Origin of the sequence: Sphingomonas hankookensis, from assembly GCF_022664465.1 — a bacterium.
Lineage (GTDB): Bacteria > Pseudomonadota > Alphaproteobacteria > Sphingomonadales > Sphingomonadaceae > Sphingomonas > Sphingomonas hankookensis.
Genome location: NZ_JAKREV010000001.1, coordinates 38,143 through 55,599, shown reverse-complemented (window position 1 = coordinate 55,599; position 17,457 = coordinate 38,143). Strand labels below are relative to the sequence as shown.

Annotated in this window: 13 protein-coding genes; 12 read left to right on the top strand and 1 reads right to left on the bottom strand. The window is 65.4% G+C overall.

The annotated features are described in order from the left end of the window. Positions 1-26 precede the first annotated feature (26 nt). The 12 genes from MF610_RS00215 to MF610_RS00160 all read left to right on the top strand — a co-directional run bounded on the left by MF610_RS00215 (position 27) and on the right by MF610_RS00160 (position 16,674). A complete protein-coding gene (locus MF610_RS00215; RefSeq protein ID WP_242192121.1) occupies positions 27-1,589 on the top strand; it encodes a glycerol-3-phosphate dehydrogenase in 1,563 nt (520 codons plus the stop codon). Then, entirely contained in the window at positions 1,589-2,962 is a 1,374-nt protein-coding gene (locus MF610_RS00210; RefSeq protein WP_242192120.1) for a sugar porter family MFS transporter, read from the top strand. Before MF610_RS00215 ends, MF610_RS00210 begins: the two co-directional genes overlap by 1 nt. A 131-nt stretch (positions 2,963-3,093) precedes the next feature. Continuing rightward, positions 3,094-4,098 carry a LysR family transcriptional regulator gene (locus MF610_RS00205; protein WP_242192119.1) on the top strand — a complete coding sequence of 335 codons (1,005 nt, stop codon included), beginning with the start codon at positions 3,094-3,096 and terminating at the stop codon, positions 4,096-4,098. 84 nt (positions 4,099-4,182) lie between these two features. Then, positions 4,183-6,684: a TonB-dependent siderophore receptor gene (locus MF610_RS00200; protein WP_242192118.1), complete on the top strand. Its 2,502-nt coding sequence runs from the start codon at positions 4,183-4,185 to the stop codon at positions 6,682-6,684. A gap of 17 nt (positions 6,685-6,701) precedes the next feature. Next, the gene (locus tag MF610_RS00195) at positions 6,702-8,504 is read left to right on the top strand and encodes an ABC transporter ATP-binding protein/permease (RefSeq protein ID WP_242192117.1); all 1,803 of its coding nucleotides are present in this window, start codon (positions 6,702-6,704) and stop codon (positions 8,502-8,504) included. Next, positions 8,501-9,850 carry a TldD/PmbA family protein gene (locus MF610_RS00190; protein ID WP_242192116.1) on the top strand — a complete coding sequence of 450 codons (1,350 nt, stop codon included), beginning with the start codon at positions 8,501-8,503 and terminating at the stop codon, positions 9,848-9,850. The genes MF610_RS00195 and MF610_RS00190 overlap by 4 nt, the downstream gene beginning before the upstream one ends. Beyond that, positions 9,847-11,307, top strand: coding sequence for a metallopeptidase TldD-related protein (locus MF610_RS00185; protein ID WP_242192115.1), 1,461 nt, complete (start codon positions 9,847-9,849; stop codon positions 11,305-11,307). Before MF610_RS00190 ends, MF610_RS00185 begins: the two co-directional genes overlap by 4 nt. Positions 11,308-11,335: 28 nt before the next feature. Continuing rightward, complete coding sequence (trxA, locus tag MF610_RS00180) at positions 11,336-11,659, top strand: thioredoxin (RefSeq protein ID WP_242192114.1); 324 nt, start codon at positions 11,336-11,338, stop codon at positions 11,657-11,659. Beyond that, positions 11,659-12,546, top strand: coding sequence for a hypothetical protein (locus MF610_RS00175; RefSeq protein ID WP_242192113.1), 888 nt, complete (start codon positions 11,659-11,661; stop codon positions 12,544-12,546). The genes trxA and MF610_RS00175 overlap by 1 nt, the downstream gene beginning before the upstream one ends. Before the next feature lie 14 nt (positions 12,547-12,560). After that, positions 12,561-13,556 (top strand): thioredoxin-disulfide reductase, encoded by a 996-nt coding sequence (trxB, locus tag MF610_RS00170; protein WP_242192112.1) that lies wholly within the window; start codon positions 12,561-12,563, stop codon positions 13,554-13,556. A gap of 12 nt (positions 13,557-13,568) precedes the next feature. Further along, positions 13,569-15,605: a M3 family metallopeptidase gene (locus MF610_RS00165; RefSeq protein WP_242192111.1), complete on the top strand. Its 2,037-nt coding sequence runs from the start codon at positions 13,569-13,571 to the stop codon at positions 15,603-15,605. Continuing rightward, positions 15,595-16,674, top strand: a complete 1,080-nt coding sequence (locus MF610_RS00160; RefSeq protein WP_242192110.1) for a PLP-dependent cysteine synthase family protein — start codon at positions 15,595-15,597, stop codon at positions 16,672-16,674. Before MF610_RS00165 ends, MF610_RS00160 begins: the two co-directional genes overlap by 11 nt. 36 nt (positions 16,675-16,710) lie before the next feature. Here MF610_RS00160 and MF610_RS00155 read toward each other — a convergent pair whose 3' ends face one another. Further along, positions 16,711-17,454 (bottom strand): glycosyltransferase family 2 protein, encoded by a 744-nt coding sequence (locus MF610_RS00155; protein ID WP_242192109.1) that lies wholly within the window; start codon positions 17,452-17,454, stop codon positions 16,711-16,713. Positions 17,455-17,457 lie beyond the last annotated feature (3 nt).

Genomic DNA, 17,457 nt, shown 5'->3' with positions numbered 1-17,457 from the left:
TTCGTCCGCGCGTCAAAATGTTCCGCATGACCGGCGCAACCACGCAAGCCGCATTCGACCTGCTGGTGGTCGGTGGCGGGATCAACGGCGCGGGGATCGCGCGCGATGCGGCCGGACGCGGGCTGTCGGTGCTGCTGGTCGAGCAGGACGACCTTGCCAGCCACACCTCGTCGGCATCAACGAAGCTGATCCATGGTGGCCTGCGCTATCTGGAATATGGCGAGTTCCGGCTGGTCCGCGAAGCGCTGATCGAACGCGAGCGACTGTGGCGGGTGGCGCCGCACATCATCTGGCCGTTGCGCTTCGTATTGCCGCAGACCCGGTCGCCGCGGCCGGGGTGGATGGTCCGATTAGGGCTGTTCCTCTACGACCATCTGGGCGGGCGCAAGCGACTGCCGGCGACCGAGACGGTGCGGCTGGATGGTGCGATCGGCGATGGGTTGCAGGACCGCGGGGGGCGCGGTTTCGTCTATTCGGATTGCTGGGTGGAGGATAGCCGGCTGGTCGTGCTGAACGCGCGCGACGCCGCGGATCGGGGCGCCTGTATCGCGACGCGCACCCGGTTGATCGCGGCGCGACGCGACGATGCGGGGTGGAGCGCGACGATCGCCGATGCGCAGGGCGAACGGACGGTGCGCGCGCGGGTGCTGGTCAACGCCGCCGGGCCGTGGGTCGCCGACGTGCTGGAACGGGCCGGCGGCGGGGATCGCGAGCGTACGGTCCGGCTGGTCAAGGGAAGCCATATCGTCGTGCCGCGGCTGTACGACGGCGATCACGCCTTCATGCTGCAGAACCCCGATCGCCGCATCGTGTTCGCCATTCCCTATGAGCGCGATTTCACGCTGGTCGGCACCACCGACGAACCGTGGGAAGGTCCGCCCGCCAAGGCCGCGATCGCGCCGGGCGAAACGCAGTATTTGCTCGATACGATTGCTCGCTATTTCACCCGCCCCGTCGATCGCGATCGAATCGTCTGGAGCTATGCCGGCATTCGTCCGCTGTATGACGACCATGCCGGCAATGCATCGGCCGTCACTCGCGACTACGTGCTGGACCTCGATACCGCAGGCCAGCAGGCACCGATGCTGAGCATCTTCGGCGGCAAGATCACGACCTATCGCAAGCTCGCGGAACATGCGCTGGAAAAGCTCTCGCCATTCTTTCCGGCAGCGCCCGGCGCATGGACCGCGGACGCGCCGCTGCCCGGCGGCGACTTTGCCGATTTCGAGGCGTATCTGGCGCGATTGATCGCGGCGCGGCCCGGTCTGCCACAGCCATTGCTGCGGCGCCTCGTGCGGGCCTATGGCACCCGGACAATCGACCTGCTGGGCGATGCGAAGACCGTTGCGGGACTGGGCGAAGATCTGGGCGGCGGACTGACGACGCGCGAAGTCGCCTATCTGCGCGAGACCGAATGGGCGGTCACCGCGGAGGATATCCTCTATCGCCGCAGCAAACTGGGGCTCCATGTTCCGTCCGGCACCGTCGAGCGGCTGACCGGTTACCTCATGGACATCGCGAGGGGACCGGGCAATGACCGAGGGATCGGGTCCTTGCCGACCGATTCACGCGCACAGGGAGGCGGTTGATGCAGGAAGTCGTGACGCCGACGGGGGGCCAAGTGGACGACGCGCGGGCGACGACCGCGATCATCCTGAGCGCGGCGGGGGCGGCGCTGGGCGGGTTGCTGTTCGGGTTCGATACCGCCGTCATTTCGGGTGCGACGCAGGCATTGCAGGCGCGGTTCGCGCTGACCGATGCGTCGTTGGGGTTCACGGTCGCGTCGGCATTGATCGGTACCGTGATCGGGTCGCTGGTCACCGGCGCGCCGGCCGACCGCTATGGGCGCAAGGCTATCATGCTGTCGGTCGCGATCGCCTATGTCGTATCGTCCCTGGGTACCGGGCTCGCGCAAAGCTGGCCGATGCTGATCGCGTTCCGCTTTCTGGGCGGCCTTGCCATCGGCGCGGCATCGGTGGTGACGCCGATCTACATCGCCGAGGTGTCGCCGGCGAAGTTCCGCGGTCGGCTGGTCGCGATGAACCAGCTCAACATCGTGCTGGGCATCGTGATCGCGTTCCTCAGCAACTATCTGATCGCACAGGCCCTGCCGCCCGAGGCGGCGTGGCGGTGGATGTTCGGCGTCGTCGCGCTGCCGTCGATCCTGTTCCTCGCGGTCACCTTCGTCCTGCCCGAAAGCCCACGCTGGCTGGCAGTGCAGGGAGAGCAGGCGAAGGCCGCGCAGGTCATGGCGCGGTTGGGCTTTATCGATCCGCAGGCCGAACTGGCGCGGATCGAGGCCGCGGAACGCCGCGATGCCGGCCAGAGCGATACCCGCCTGTTCCAACGCGCGCACCGTTTCCCGGTCGCCTGTGCGATCGCCATCGCCCTGTTCAACCAGCTGTCGGGGATCAACGCGCTGCTTTACTATGCGCCGCGCATCTTCGAGCTGGCCGGTGCCGGGGCCGATAGCGCGTTGCTGCAGTCGATCGCGGTCGGCGGCACCAACCTGCTGTTCACGATCGCGGCGCTGTTCTTCATCGACCGGTTCGGACGGCGGCCCTTGCTGTTGGTTGGGTCGATCGTCTGTGCCGCTGCCTTGCTGCTGGTAGGCTGGCAGCTGGAGCGTGCCGCGCCGGACGGCACGTTGATCCTTGGCGGCCTGCTCGCCTTCATCGCCGCATTCGCCATCAGCCAGGGGGCGGTGATCTGGGTCTTCATCTCCGAAGTGTTCCCCAGCGCGGTGCGCGGCAAGGGGCAGGCGCTCGGATCGACCACCCACTGGGTCGCGGCGGCGGCCATCACCTGGCTGTTCCCGATCGTGGCCAGCGCGGTCGGCGGCTGGGTCTTTGCGTTCTTCGGCGCGATGATGCTGCTGCAGCTAGCATGGACCGCGCGGGTGATGCCGGAGACCAACGGGGTCGCGTTGGAAGACATGAAGCTGGGGAGCGACCCGGTATGACGCACATGGACGTTTACGTCATAGCCGAGCCCCGGCAACGACTGCCAGCCCTGCTTTGGTGTGATTGACGGTTGCAGGTGGACGCGTAAGCGTCCGGCGTCCCGTGGGACGGCTTGGATGGGGGGACGGTAGTGACCGACGATCGATCGATGAGCGGCAAGAGCAGCATCCACGAACCTGCCGAGGAGACACCCGTTCACCGGCTCAACCTGAACCTGCTCTACCCGCTCGACTCCATCCTCCATGCGCCGACACTGACCGAAGCCGGACGGCGGGTACGACTCAGCCAATCGGCGATGAGCCATGCGTTGCGCCGGTTGCGCGAGCATTTTACCGACGATCTCGTCACGTATCTGAACGGCGAGAAGCAGATGACGCCGCTGGGCCTCGCGCTGCGCGACGAGGCTCGCCGAGTGATGCGCGAGATCGACGGGACGTTCAATTTCTCGCTGATCTTCGATCCGCCGACTTCGTCGGGAACGATCACAGTGGCGGCGCCGGACGCCATCGAGCAGATGCTGTTGGGGACCGTGCAGCGCGTCTTGGTCAACACCGCGCCGAACCTGACCATCAACGTCATTCCGCTGGACGCAGCCGATCCACGTCGAGCAATCGACCTGGGCGCCGACCTGCTCGTCCTGCCGTTGGATGCGGCCCTTCCCGAGCTGGAACGGGTGCCGATCGTCGATGATGACAGTTCCTGTATGATATGGACGGAGCATTCCAAGCTGGTAGGCAAATACGAAATCGATGAGGATACATACCGTGCTGCACGACATGTGGTCGCGCGCGACGATCGATGGTCGGCCTTCGCCGGCGATCCCCACGCTGCCGAGCTGCTCAAGGCGCGCAAGGTCGTGATGCGCGCGACGTCGCAGGCGGCGTTGCCAACCATCATCATCGGCAGCGATCTGATCGCCACGGGGAGCGGGTGGCTGTTTCAATATTACGCATCGATCCTGCCCGTCAGGGTGGTTGCGCCACCATTTGTTAAACGCGCAACGACCATCGTTGTGCAGTGCGCGGCGCACAAGCGTCGTGATCCGATGCTCAATTGGTTCGTCACGCAGATCGAGCAATCTTCACCCTATGCGTGGCGGCGGCAATCGTCATCAATACCGCTCATGGGGGCGTGAACACTTCGAATTTGCCTGTAATATGAGTGAAGCATAGCATTACCCCAGACAGAAAATCCGGCTGGCGCGGCAAGGCGTCAAGACATGGAACACCGTCTGCAGGAGTACGGCTGCGGTTGCATCCTTCGAGGGTTGCCACCGCATTACACGCCGCGAGGCGCTAACCGTTTGACCAAAGGGGCTTTGTCCCATTCGACGCATGGCTGTGCCTTGCGACGATGGTGCGCGTCCTGGGGGGGGGATTATATGTTGAATCTGACTGGTAACGTGCGTCGTCTGTTAGGGGCTGCAAGCCTCGGTGTCATCGCCGCATTCGGTGCGAGCCTGCCGGGCACGGCCATGGCGCAGGTGGCCCCGGGGGGCGGCATCACGGTTCCCGCGATGCCGCTGGACCGCGCTCTTGACACGATCGGCCGGCAGTCCGGCGTAAACGTCAATTTCGATCCCGATGCCGTAAAGACGCTGACGTCGCAACCGGTCAGCAACGCGCGGTCGGCGCGTGAAGCGATCGAGATGGCGATCAAGGGGCTGGGCCTGACGGTCATACCGGGGACGCAGGGCGGCCTGGTCGTCGTGAGCGAGATCGTCGTGACCGCCCGCCGCGACGAGGCAGAAACCAGCGTGCTGGTCCGCGCAGCGACGACATCCGATCGCAACGGCCTGGGCCTGCGCAACCAGCCGCGCAACACGCAGGTCATCACCGCCAAGACGATCGAGGAACAGCAAGCGCTCAGCATCACCGACATCCTGCGTAACGCAGGCGGGGTGACGGCGCAGCAGAACAGCGGCAACGGGGGCGCCACCTATACAGTTCGCGGCTTTTTTGCAGGAGGACTGGTCAACGGCCTGACCACGACGTCGCAATACGGCGTCAACGCGGGCGCCGATCAGCCGGTCGCCAATATCGAGCGGGTCGAAGTTTTGAAGGGGCCCGATGCGATCCTGTCCGGGTTCAATAATCTGGGCGGTAACGTCAACGTCGTGACGAAGAAGCCCAGCGCCGAGGAGCGGCTGGCCGTCGGGTTCGACACGGGTTCGTTCGGGCTGGTCCGTGGCGTGCTCGATGCGAACAATGCAATCACCGCCGACAACAAGCTATCGGGCCGCGTCATCGCCAGCGGGCAGACGATGGACCATAATTATGGCGGTTATACCGGCGACAAGAACTGGCTGTTCGCGCCGTCGCTGCGGTACAAGGATCGCCTGACCGACATCGTGATCGGTGCCAGCATCAACGAATCGAAAAGCGGCATCGGTGCCTATACGTTGTTCGATCGGGTGTCGCGGCAGATCATCGACCGCGATCCGTCGGTGCCGATTCTCAAGTCCGACCAATATGTCGAAGTCAACACCAAGCGTTTCTCGTTCGATGCAACGCGTCAGATCGTGCCGGGCGTCGAGCTGGTGGTACGCGGCATGCATGATCAGACCCAGTTGATCGCTCGGGTCAGCAACGTCGGTTACAGCAGTCGCACGGGTCTCGTGATCGCGAGCTTTACCGGGTCGCAGCAGGAGGGGTCGTCCAACGCCATCGACGGTTTTCTGCGGGTCAAGACGCATATCGGTGACGCTTTGAAGGCAAGCTTCAACGTAGGCTACAATTACAGCGACGGCTCCTCGGAGCAGCGAAGCGGGCTGAGCAGTCCGACGTTCGTCAGCCCGCCGCTCGGCGCCAATACCACCGTGATCGTCCCGCCTTGGTCAGCGTTCGGCAACGTGCTGGTCCGCACCAGTGGCAAGCAACAAGGGGTCTATGGTCAGGCGCTGATCGAGTTCTGGAAGGTCAAGGTGCTGGGCGGCGTTCGCAAAAATTGGTTTGACAACCAGTCACAGACGTTTTTCGCCGGCCCCTCGCCGATAACGAAACAACACAAGGACGGTACATCGCCGAGCGCGGGCATCATCTTCGATGCCACGGACGCGCTCTCAATCTTCGCCAACTATTCGCGCGGGGAACAGGCGACCTTTACCCCCGCCAGGGACGGATCGCTCCTGCCGAACATCATCACCACCAACAAGGAGGCGGGCGTCAAGCTCGACCTGTTCAACAAGCGCGCGACGATCAATGCGTCCTATTTCGATATTCAGCAGGACAATATCGTCATTCGCGACCCGAGCGATCCGACGAACCTGCTGCCCGGGCCGGGTCAGCGTGGGCGGGGCATCGACCTGAACGTTGCAGGTCAGTTGCTGCCGGGATGGACGGTGTTGGCGTCGCTGACCCGCACCAAATACGCTCTGCTGTCGACGACGACCACGCAGACGACTGTCGCTAACCAGCCGCGTGACACGTACAGCGTCTATTCGACCTACCGCACGAAGATCTCGGACGACGTTAATGGCGGCGTGTCGGCCGGTCTGTACGGACGGTCGAGCTCCTTTGCCAATGTTCTTGGCCAGTATGTCGTGCCGCCTTCGCGACAGGTCGATGCCAATGGGTTCCTGAGCGTCGCTGGCTTCGACCTCAACGTCGGCGTCCGCAACATCTTCAACCGGAGAAACTACGGATCGACAAGCATCTTCACGTACGTTCCCGTCAGTGAGCCGCGTAGCGTGCGCGTCAGCATTTCCAAACGCTTGTTCTGACGGGGTAGTCCAGACCAATGATGCCACCCCCAGCCAATGTCGAGGAGACCCGCCGCGAGGCGGGTCTCCAGTCCACCCAACCGGCGCGCGAGCGCTGGGCACATGCGTGGCGGCTGAGCACGCGCTACTTCGTGTCGGACGACTGGAAATGGGCATGGTTTCTGGTCACGTGCTATTGCTTGATCGAGGTCAGCACGACCTCGGTCTTCCTGCTGTTGAACACATGGCAGCGTGAATTCTACGATACGATCGAGCAACGGCAGGGCGGACTGTTCCTGTCGCTGGTCGTGAAGTTCATAATGATTTCCGGGATGGCGATCGGGACGCAGGTCCTCCACAATCTCGTCGGCTGGACGCTGTCGATCCGGTGGCGGCGGTGGCTGAACGACTGGTATCTGGGGCGCTGGTTCGCCCGCGACCGCTTCTACGAGATCGAGCGGTTGCGGATGATCGACAATCCCGACCAGCGCATCGCCGAAGATCTCCGCGCCTTCACGTCGATGGGGCTGGAATATGGCCAGTCTCCGCTCAGCATCGTGATCTCGATCATCTTCAGCTTGGTCCGTGCGGTCGCCTTCGCTGCCATCCTGCTGCAAACCTCGTCGCCCCTCACGCTCCCGCTGTTCGGCTATCGCATACCGCTGCCCGGTGGCGATCTGATCTGGTTCTCGGTCGGCTATGTGGTCTTCGGTACAGCCTTCATCACCTGGATCGGCAAGCCGTTCGTCCGTCGCAAGATGCGCGAACAGCATTACGAAGCCGATTACCGCGCCGGCTTGATCCACGTTCGCCGCAACGGCGAGCAGATCGCCTTTTCCAACGCGCAAGCGATCGAGAAGGACGGCCTAACGAACGCCTTCGCGAATATCCGCCGCAACTTCTATCAACTGATGCTGGCCAATATGGGGCTGAGCGCGGGGCAGGACGTTTATCAACGGACCATGCAGGTCGTGCCGCTGTTCCTGACCGTACCGAAATATTTTGCCGGGGCGATCACCTTCGGCCAGGTTCAGGGTGCGCGCGACGCTTTCACCCAATTCGCTACCAGCCTGTCCTATATCGTCCAGGCCTATCCGGGCATCGCGCGACAGGTCGCCAACATCAACCGTCTGAAGGCGCTGGACGATGCGATCGATTACGAACGACCACGCGGCATCGGTTTCACGCCGGGCGGCACGGCCGAGGGCGTGGCGATCAGCACGACCGGGCTGATACTGCGCCGCCCCAATGGCGCGCCGCTGCTGGAGGTCGCCGACTGGACGATCCGCAACGGCGAGCGTTGGGTGGTCGAGGGACCTTCTGGGAACGGCAAGACGACGCTGCTGCGCGCAATCGCCGGGCTGTGGCCGGACGGTATGGGCCAGGTGGCGATGACGCGAGCGGGCACCGCGATGCTGGTGCCACAGCGCCTCTACCTGCCGCTGGGCACACTGAAGGCCGCGATCTGCTTCCCCGACCGCGCGGAGGATCATGACGATGCGTTGATTGCGGCGCTGTTGGAAGTGGTCCGGCTGCAAACGCATGTTAGTGCCATGCACGAGCTGCGCATGTGGCAGGACGAGCTGTCGCCGGGCGAGCAGCAGCGGGTGGCGCTGGCGCGAATCCTGCTCCAGCGGCCGACCCTGCTGGTGCTGGACGAAGCGACGAGTGCGCTCGATGCTGAAAATGCCGCCCATTTCTACCAATCGGTGCTGGCAGCGGTGCCGGACGCGACCATCGTCAGCGTCGTGCATAACGAGAAGCTGGCATCCTATCACACCCACCGCCTGCAGCTGCAGCACGGCCATGCGACGCCGGCGCGAATCGAGATGAAATCATGACACAGTTATTGAGCCAGACCGAAGCGGAGTTGCGCGATGCGGCGCAGCTGGCGGTCGAGCTGGCGAGCAAGCGCGGCGCTCGCGCCCGTGCCTCGGTGCATCATGAGGGCATTGCCAAGATCGCGGTGCGTGGCGGCGAGGTCGAGACCGCCGAGCGCAGCGGTTCGCAGGGCCTTGGCCTGACGGTATTCCACGATGGGCGGCGCGGATCGGCCTCGACCGCGGCCTTCGACCGGGCATCGATCGAGCGGCTGGTTGAGGAAGCGATGTTGATCGCGGACCATGTCCAACCCGATCCGGATGCCGACATGCCCCAAGCCGAGAGCCTCGCCTTTGCGGCGCCCATGCCGGTGATCTACGCCGATAGTCCGCGCGGACCGGAGACGCTGCTGGAAGCGGCGACAACGCTCGACCGGGTGGCGAACGACATCGCCGCTTCGGACAAGCGGTTGCGCGCCGGCGAGTCGGTGGCGGTAGCGATCGAGGGACTGTGGGCGCTGGCGACCAGCGACGGCTTTTGCCGCAGTGTGATGCGCTCCAACGACAGCCGCTGGACGGTCATGCTGGCGCAGGACGAAGGCGGCAGCATTTCCGATTTCTGCCAGTCGCAGGCGCGGCGGGTCGAGGATTTGCTTTCGGCAGAACGGCTGGCGACCATCGCCGCCGAGAGGGCACGCCGGTCGCTGGGTGCAAAGGCGGTCGACAGCCGTCGCTGCCCGGTGCTGTTCGAACCGCGCACCGCCGCCACTCTGGTCGGCGAACTGGCGGGCGCGCTGACCGGCGCGGCGCAGTATCGCCGGATGAGCTTCCTGCCCGATCCCATCGGGCGGCAGGTGGCCGCCGCGCATCTGAGCCTGCACGAAGACCCATTCGAGGTGCTGGGGCTGGCGAGCGGCGGGTTAGACAGCGAAGGGATCGCTGGATCGTCGCGCGCGATCCTGCGGGACGGCGTGGTCGAAGGGTTGTTCCTGTCGAGCTTTTCGGGGCGCAAGCTGGGCCTCGCCTCGACCGGCAATGCCGATGGCTTTTATAATCTGCGCCTGAACAGCACCGCCGAGAGCGGCGACTGGGACGCGATGCTGCGGATGCTGGGCACCGGCCTCGTCGTCACGCAGTTCCAAGGCGGCAAGACCGATCCCGCCAGCGGCAACTGGACCCAAGCGGTGCGCGGCCTGTGGGTCGAGGACGGGCAGGTCGTCCATGCGGTCAACGATGTGACGCTGGCGAGCAACATGAATGCGATGCTGAACGGTATTGTTGCGGTAGGCAGCGACGTCGAACGGCTGGGCGCGATCCGCACCGGATCGATCTTGATCGACGATATGCAGGTAGGAGGCAGGGCATGAACGGCGGCGACACGGCGCTCGACCGCGCGCAGGCGCGCTTGCTTGGCCCGGCGGGACTGGACGAAGCGGCGATTGGCCGGGCGCTGGGCGTGATGGCCGGTGGCGGCGCGGACATTGCCGAACTGTATTTCGAGACGACCAGCCTGCGCAGCTGGCAGCTGGAGGGCGGCCGCGTCACCCAAGGCAGCTTCTCGATGCGGCAGGGCGTCGGCGCCCGCTCGGCGCATCGCGGGCAGGTGAGCTTCGCGCACTCCGCCGACATTCGCGAAGGCGCGCTGCTCGATACGGCACGCGCGGTGCGGACGCTGGAGCGCCGCGGCGAGGTGGCCAGCCACCCGCATGGCATCGCGCTGAACCGCCGCGCGCCCGCCCATGCGCTGTATCCCGCGATCGATCCGGTCGCGGTCGACGATGCGACCGCGTGGATCGCGATCCTCAAACGGATCGACGAACTGGCGCGATCGACCGACCCGCGCATCGTCCGCGTCGATGCCAATGTCCGCGCGACGGATACGACGATTCTGGTCGCCGAGGCCGACGGGCTGCTGGCGGGCGATGTCCGTCCGCTGACGATCTTGTCGATGGTTGTCATCGCCGAGCAGAACGGCCAGCGCGCACGCGGGCAGGCGGGATTGGGGCGACGGGCCGGGCTGGACGGCTTTCCGGCGGACGCGGTCGAGGCGATGGTCAAGACCGCCGCCACGATGGCGCTGACCAATCTCGACGCCATCGCCGCCCCCGTCGGAGAGATGCCGATCGTGCTGGGGCCGGGCTATCCGGGCGTGCTGTTCCATGAAGCGGTCGGTCACGGGCTGGAGGGCGACCATCACCGCAAGCATTTGTCGGCGTTCGACGGCAAGGTCGGCGAGCGGATCGCCGCCCCCGGCGTGACGGTGATCGACGACGGCGGCCTGCCGGGGCGGCTGGGCTCGCTCGGCATCGACGACGAGGGCAGTGCGCCCGACCGGACGGTGCTGGTCGAGGATGGGATGCTGACCGGGCTGATGCAGGACCGACTGAATGCTGGGCTGATGAATGCGCGTTCGACCGGCAATGGCCGTCGCCAGTCCTATGCGCATCTGCCGATGCCGCGCATGACCAACACCTTTCTGGCGAACGGCACCGCTGATCCGGCCGATATCATCGCTTCGATCGATCGTGGTATTTACGCCACCGAGTTCGATGGCGGGCAAGTCGATATCGTCACCGGCCGCTTCAACTTCACTACGATTGCGGCATGGCTGGTCGAGAAGGGCAAGCTGGTCGCCCCGGTACGCGGCGCGACGTTGATCGGCGTCGGGCACGAGGCGCTGCGCCACATTTCGATGATCGGCAACGACCTTGATTTCGACACCGGCATGGCGACCTGCGGCAAGCAGGGCCAGCAGCTTCACGTCAGTGTCGGCCAACCGACCCTCCGGATCGACCGGATGATGGTCGGCGGACAGGCCGGCTAAACCCCAATTTCCCTAAGGATGACCTATCATGCGTAATGCGACCGAGCAGGATTTCGACGAGATCGTGATGCAGAACGACAAGCCGGTGCTGGTCGACTTCTGGGCCCCGTGGTGCGCGCCGTGCAAGGCGCTGGCCCCCACGCTCGACGAGATGGACGCGGAATATGCCGACGAGATGGAGATCGTGAAGGTCGACATCGAGGCGAACCCCAAGCTGGCCGAGCGCTTCGGCGTGCGCGGTATCCCGTTGTTGATGGTGGTGAAGAACGGCGCGGAAACCGCCCGGACCTTCGGCACCGTTTCGCGCAGCCGGCTCGACGCGTTCGTCGACGCGAATATCGGGGCCGAGTGATGGCCGATATCGCGTTTCACGGCGACCCGGCGATCAAGGCGCAGGCGCTGGAGCGGCTGCGTCGGCATATCACGGGCGGCAGCTTCGTGTACTTTCCCGCTTGGGAAAACGGGAAAGCCAATGTCATCGGTGCCGTTGTCGAGGCGGACGACACGCCGCTTTATGCCGAACGCCTGGGCTATCCGGTTTCACTGGCCGACACGCTCCCGATGTTCGTCAACGGCTTTCGTCCGCAGGCCGAGGCTGAGCGATTCGCCGTGGCTTGGCTTGAGCGGACGCCGGTCGGAGCCGACCTGACGCGCATCGTCTCGCAGCTAATGCTGGAACTGCTAAGCAATGACAAACTAGCGGCGTTGACTGCACAGCACCTGAATGTCGAGCAGGCGCGTCAGGCAGTCATGGCGTTGCATAGCCGCGCCATCGCCGGAGACGCCCCCGATCGCAAGATTTGGAAGGCTACTCGTATGGCAGCCGTTCACGCGACCGACACGCTGGACGAGAAGTCACTGGATCGCCGGGCAGGACAGGTGGTCGAGGCGGCGGCGTGGCCGGGAACCATGCGCACCGTCCTGCGCGACACGCTGTCCGCGTTGGGCACGCTCGAGCTGTACCTCGCCTTGAACGATATCGGATGGACCGAAGAAGAAGAGAGTCGTGTCTTCCACCTCCGCGAAAAGGCCGAGACGGACGGATACAAGTCAGATTTCACCGGACTCGATCGAGTGCTGGCGATCCTTGACGCCGATCATCCGGATTTGGGCCGTCGGTTTCGCTTGCGCCTCGACCGCGTGGAGGAGGCCAGTGAGCGGTACCGAAAGATGGGCTGGCAAACGATCGAGATGATGGAGCGAGCATCGCTCACCGCCGAGCCGGCGCTCGCGCAATAGAATCGGAAACCAGAATGTCGAAGACTGAAGAGCCCAACGTGCGGCACAGCAAGGTGCTGATCATCGGCTCCGGCCCGGCGGGTTACACCGCCGGTGTCTATGCCGCGCGCGCCGCGCTGTCGCCGGTTCTGGTCGAAGGGCCGCAGCCCGGCGGGCAGCTGACCATCACGACCGATGTCGAGAACTGGCCGGGCGACGAAAGCGTGCTCGGCCCCGAATTGATGGCGCGCATGGGTGAGCAGGTCCGCAAAGCCGGCGTCGACGTCGTCGGCGACCTGATCGTCGAGGTCGACCTGACCGCCGCACCCTTCCTGGCGATCGGCGATGGCGGCACCCGCTACACGGCCGACACGATCGTCGTGGCGACCGGCGCGTCGGCGCGCTGGCTGGGGCTGGAAAGCGAAACCGCCTATCGCGGGAGTGGCGTATCAGCCTGTGCGACGTGTGACGGCTTCTTTTACCGCAACCGGATCTGTGCGGTCGTCGGCGGTGGCAATACCGCGGTCGAGGAAGCGCTGTACCTCACCAATTTCGCGGAAAAGGTCTATCTGATCCATCGTCGCGACACGCTGCGCGCCGACCGGACCAATCAGGCGCGGCTGCATGCCAACCCCAAGATCGAGATGATCTGGAACGCCGAGGTCGCCGAGGTGCTGGGCGATACGGGCGGCGTTACCGCCGTCGCGTTGCGGGATACCCGTGACGGTGCGATATCGCAACTGCCGGTGCACGGCCTGTTCGTCGCGATCGGGCACGACCCGGCCACCGCGCTGTTCAAGGGCCAGCTGCATATGGATGACGAAGGCTATATCCTCGTGACGCCGGGCTCGACCGCGACCAGCGTGCCGGGCGTATTCGCGGCGGGCGACGTGCAGGACAAGCTGTTCCGTCAGGCCGTCACCTCGGCCGGCATGGGATGCATGGCCGCGCTGGAGGCCGAACGCTATCTGGCCGGGCACAATACTCATGCGATCGCCGCCGACGGCGCCGATGCCAATCTGCTGAACTAAACGGGAAACGTAATGACCAACCCGCTGCTCGACACGCTCGCGCTTCCGCGCTTCGGCGAGATAAAACCCGATCACGTTGCCGATGCGCTCGACCGCGTCCTTTCCGACCATCAGACGGTCGTGGCGAAGATCGTGGAAACCCGGCCTACCAGCTTCGACGAGGCATGGATGCCGCTGGAGCGCGCCGATGCGGCGATCGGCGCGGTCTGGTCGGCGGTATCGCATCTTCATGGCGTGGGCGACACGCCCGAACTGCGCGCCGCCTATGCCGCCGGGCAGAAGCGGCTGGTCGAGAACGAGCTGCAGGTCATGCAGAACCAGGCGCTGTTCGAGGTACTGGTCGCGCTGACCGCGACGACCGGGTTTGCCGAGCTGGCGCCGGCGGATCGCGCTGCGGTCGAGCATATGGTCCGCGATTTCACGCTGTCCGGCGTTTCGCTGTCGGTCGAGGATCGCGCGCGCTTCGCCGAGCTGGCGGTCGAACTGTCGCAGCTGTCGACCGCATTCGGCAACGCGGTGCTCGACGCGACCGATGCATGGTCCGAACAGGTCGAGGACGAATGCCTGCTCGCCGGCCTATCGGCGGCGGACAAGGCGATGTTCGCCGACGCCGCGAAGGCAAAGGGGCTGTCGGGCTGGCTGGTCACGCTGCAGATGCCGAGCGTCAACGCGGTCTTGACGTTCGCCGATGACCGTGGGCTGCGCGAACGTGTCTATACCGCATCGGGCACGCGTGCGTCGGATCAGGGACCGCACGCCGGCCAGTTCGACAATTCATCGCGGATCGCCGAGATCCTTGCCCGGCGGCGTGAAGCCGCTCGGTTGCTGGGCTTCCCCGATCCGGTCGAGTGGTCGCTCGCTACCAAGATGGCACCGAATGCAGGCGAGGTGCTGGCGTTTCTGCGCGATCTGGCCGCGCGGGCGAAGCCGGCGGCGGAACAGGAGTTCGCTACCCTGGCCGACTATGCCGCCAAGCAGCTGGGGCTGGCGGAGCTGTTGCCGTGGGACGTGACCTATGTCTCCGAGCGGCTGCGCGAGGCGCGCTATGCGGTCGACGAACAGGAAGTGCGCGCATATTTCCCGGTCGAGCGGGTGGTCGAAGGATGGCAGCGGCTGCTCGACCGGCTGTTCGGCATCCGGATGATCGCGCGTCCGGACATTGCGGTCTATCACCCCGATGCCTGCTATTACGACATGGCCGACGAAGACGGGACGGTGTTCGCGGGTGTTTATATCGACCTGCATGCGCGGTCGGGCAAGCGCAGCGGTGCATGGATGGCGCAGGCGCGGCCCCGGCTGAACGACGGTAACGTCCGCCGCGTGCCGGTCGCCTACCTCGTCTGCAATTTCGCGCCGAAGACCGACGGGCACCCGTCGCTGCTCAGCCACAAGGAGGTCGTCACCTTCCTGCACGAAACCGGGCATTGTCTGCACCTACTGTTCACCGAAGTCGATCGGCCGAACATCGCGGGCATCAGCGGGTTCGAATGGGACGCGGTCGAGCTGCCCAGCCAGCTGATGGAGGATTTCGCATGGGACCGCGCCGTCCTGCGCGAGATGTCCGGGCATCATGCGACCGGCGCGCCTCTGCCCGATGCGCTGTTCGACAAGCTGATCGCGGCGCGCCATTTCCTGTCGGGCATGTTCATCGTCCGGCAAGTCGAATTCGCGCTGTTCGATCTGCTGCTGCATCTGGGCACGATGGGCAGCGATCCGATGGAGGTAATCGAGGCCGTCCGCGAAGAGGTGGCGGTGGTGCGCCCGCCGTCGTGGCATCGTTTCCCGCATGCCTTCACCCATATCTTCGCCGGTGGCTATGCGTCGGGCTATTACAGCTATCTCTGGGCAGAGGTGCTGGCGGCGGATGGCTTTCAGCGGTTTGCCGAAGCGGGGTTGATCGATCGCTTCACGGCCGCGAAGTTCCGCAAGGAAGTGCTCGCGCGTGGTGCCAGCCGGCCGGCAGCCGACAGCTACCGCGCGTTTCGCGGACGCGACGCCGATCCGGCGGCGATGCTGGTCCGTCATGGGTTGACCGTCGATGTCGGCTAAGGCGAACGACGACGCCGTCCGGGCATGGCGGACCGAGGCGATCCGGCGGATCGAGGCCGACTATAACCGTTCGGCCGATACCCATCTGATCCGCCTCGACCTGCCGCGTCATCCGGGCATCACGCTCTACCTGAAGGACGAAAGCAGCCATCCGACCGGCAGCCTCAAGCATCGCCTCGCCCGATCGCTGTTCCTCTATGCGCTGTGCAACGGGTGGGTCGGGCCGGACACCTGCATCATCGAGGCGTCGTCGGGCTCGACCGCGGTCAGCGAAGCCTATTTCGCGCGGATGCTGGGGTTGCGCTTCATCGCGGTCGTGCCAGCTACCACGGCCGCGCCCAAGATCGATGCGATCCGCTTCCATGGCGGCGAGATCCACGCGGTCGACGACCCGCGCACGGTCTATGACGTGGCCCACCGGTTGGCGGCGGAAACCGGCGGCCATTATCTCGACCAGTTCACCTATGCCGAGCGCGCGACCGACTGGCGCGGCAACAACAACATCGCCGAAAGCATCTTTGCGCAGATGGCGGCCGAGGAGTATCCGGTCCCGGCATGGATAGTCTGTGGCGCGGGCACCGGCGGCACGTCGGCGACGATCGGGCGCTATATCGGCTATCAGCGGCATGCCACCCGGCTCTGCGTCGCCGATCCGGTCCATTCGGTGTTTCATCGCCATTTCGACGATCGGTCGGTCACGTCGCTGCCCGACGGCTGCGCCAGCCGGATCGAGGGGATCGGCCGTCCGCGCGTCGAGCCGAGTTTCATCCCGTCGGTGATCGACCGGATGATCGCCGTGGAGGACGCCGACAGCATCGGCGCGATGCGGGCGCTGTCCGCCCGATTGGGCCGCCGCGTGGGCGGGTCGACGGGCACGAACCTGATCGCGTGCGCGAAGCTGGTCGCGGAGATGGAGGCAGCGAACGAGCAGGGCTCGATCGTCACCATCCTGTGTGACGGCGGCGAACGTTATGAATGCACCTACCACTGCGATGACTGGCTGAGCGAGCGCGGCATCGAATGGCGAGCGGCGGAAGCGAAGATGCAGGCGCTGATCGCCATCGATTGATCGAGGCGATCAGGCTGCTGCCAGATCGAGCGGTCGTCAGGCGCTGACGGCGTCGGGCGTGTGATAGGTTTGTAAATAGGGGTGGGCGAGTACGCGCAGCGCGTTGCGTTCGCCGATCGTGGTATCGTTGACCAAGCGGCTGCCGGCGACGGTGCGGTAATAGGCGACGCAGGCGTCCAGCCGGACGAAACGGGCGCCGGCGGCGGCGGCGCGGGTGTAGAAGTCCCAGTCGTTGCAATTGTGGAAGCTGGGGTCGAAGCCGTGGACGCGTTCGACCAGGCTGCGGCGGACCACCGACCAGCTGGGCCCGATCACGCCGCCGCTCGCCAACCCCAGCCCGATGCAGCCGCCGTCCCAGCCGCATTCGGGAGGGGTGGGCGGTGCGGCCCCTTCGATCCGTGCGAAATGGCCGACGACGATATCGTGACCCGCGGTGGCGGCGGGTGCCAGCAGCGCCTCGGCCGCACCGGGCAGCCAGACATCGTCGCTGTCGAGGAACGCGACCCATTCGGCGGTTGCCAGCGCGACGCCGCTGTTGCGGGCCTGCGACGCGCCGACGTTGCGCGGCAGGATCATCGCCTGCACCCGGTCGTGCGTCGCGGCGAGCGCGCGGATTACCGTCGGGCTGGCGTCGGTCGATCCATCGTCGACCACGATCACCCGGCAAGGCGCATGGTCCTGTGCCAGCACGCTTTCCACCGCGTCGGCGACGACATGGGCGCGGTTGTGGCACGGGATGACGACGTCATACGACGCGAGGCGGGCGGGGACATGCTGCATCCC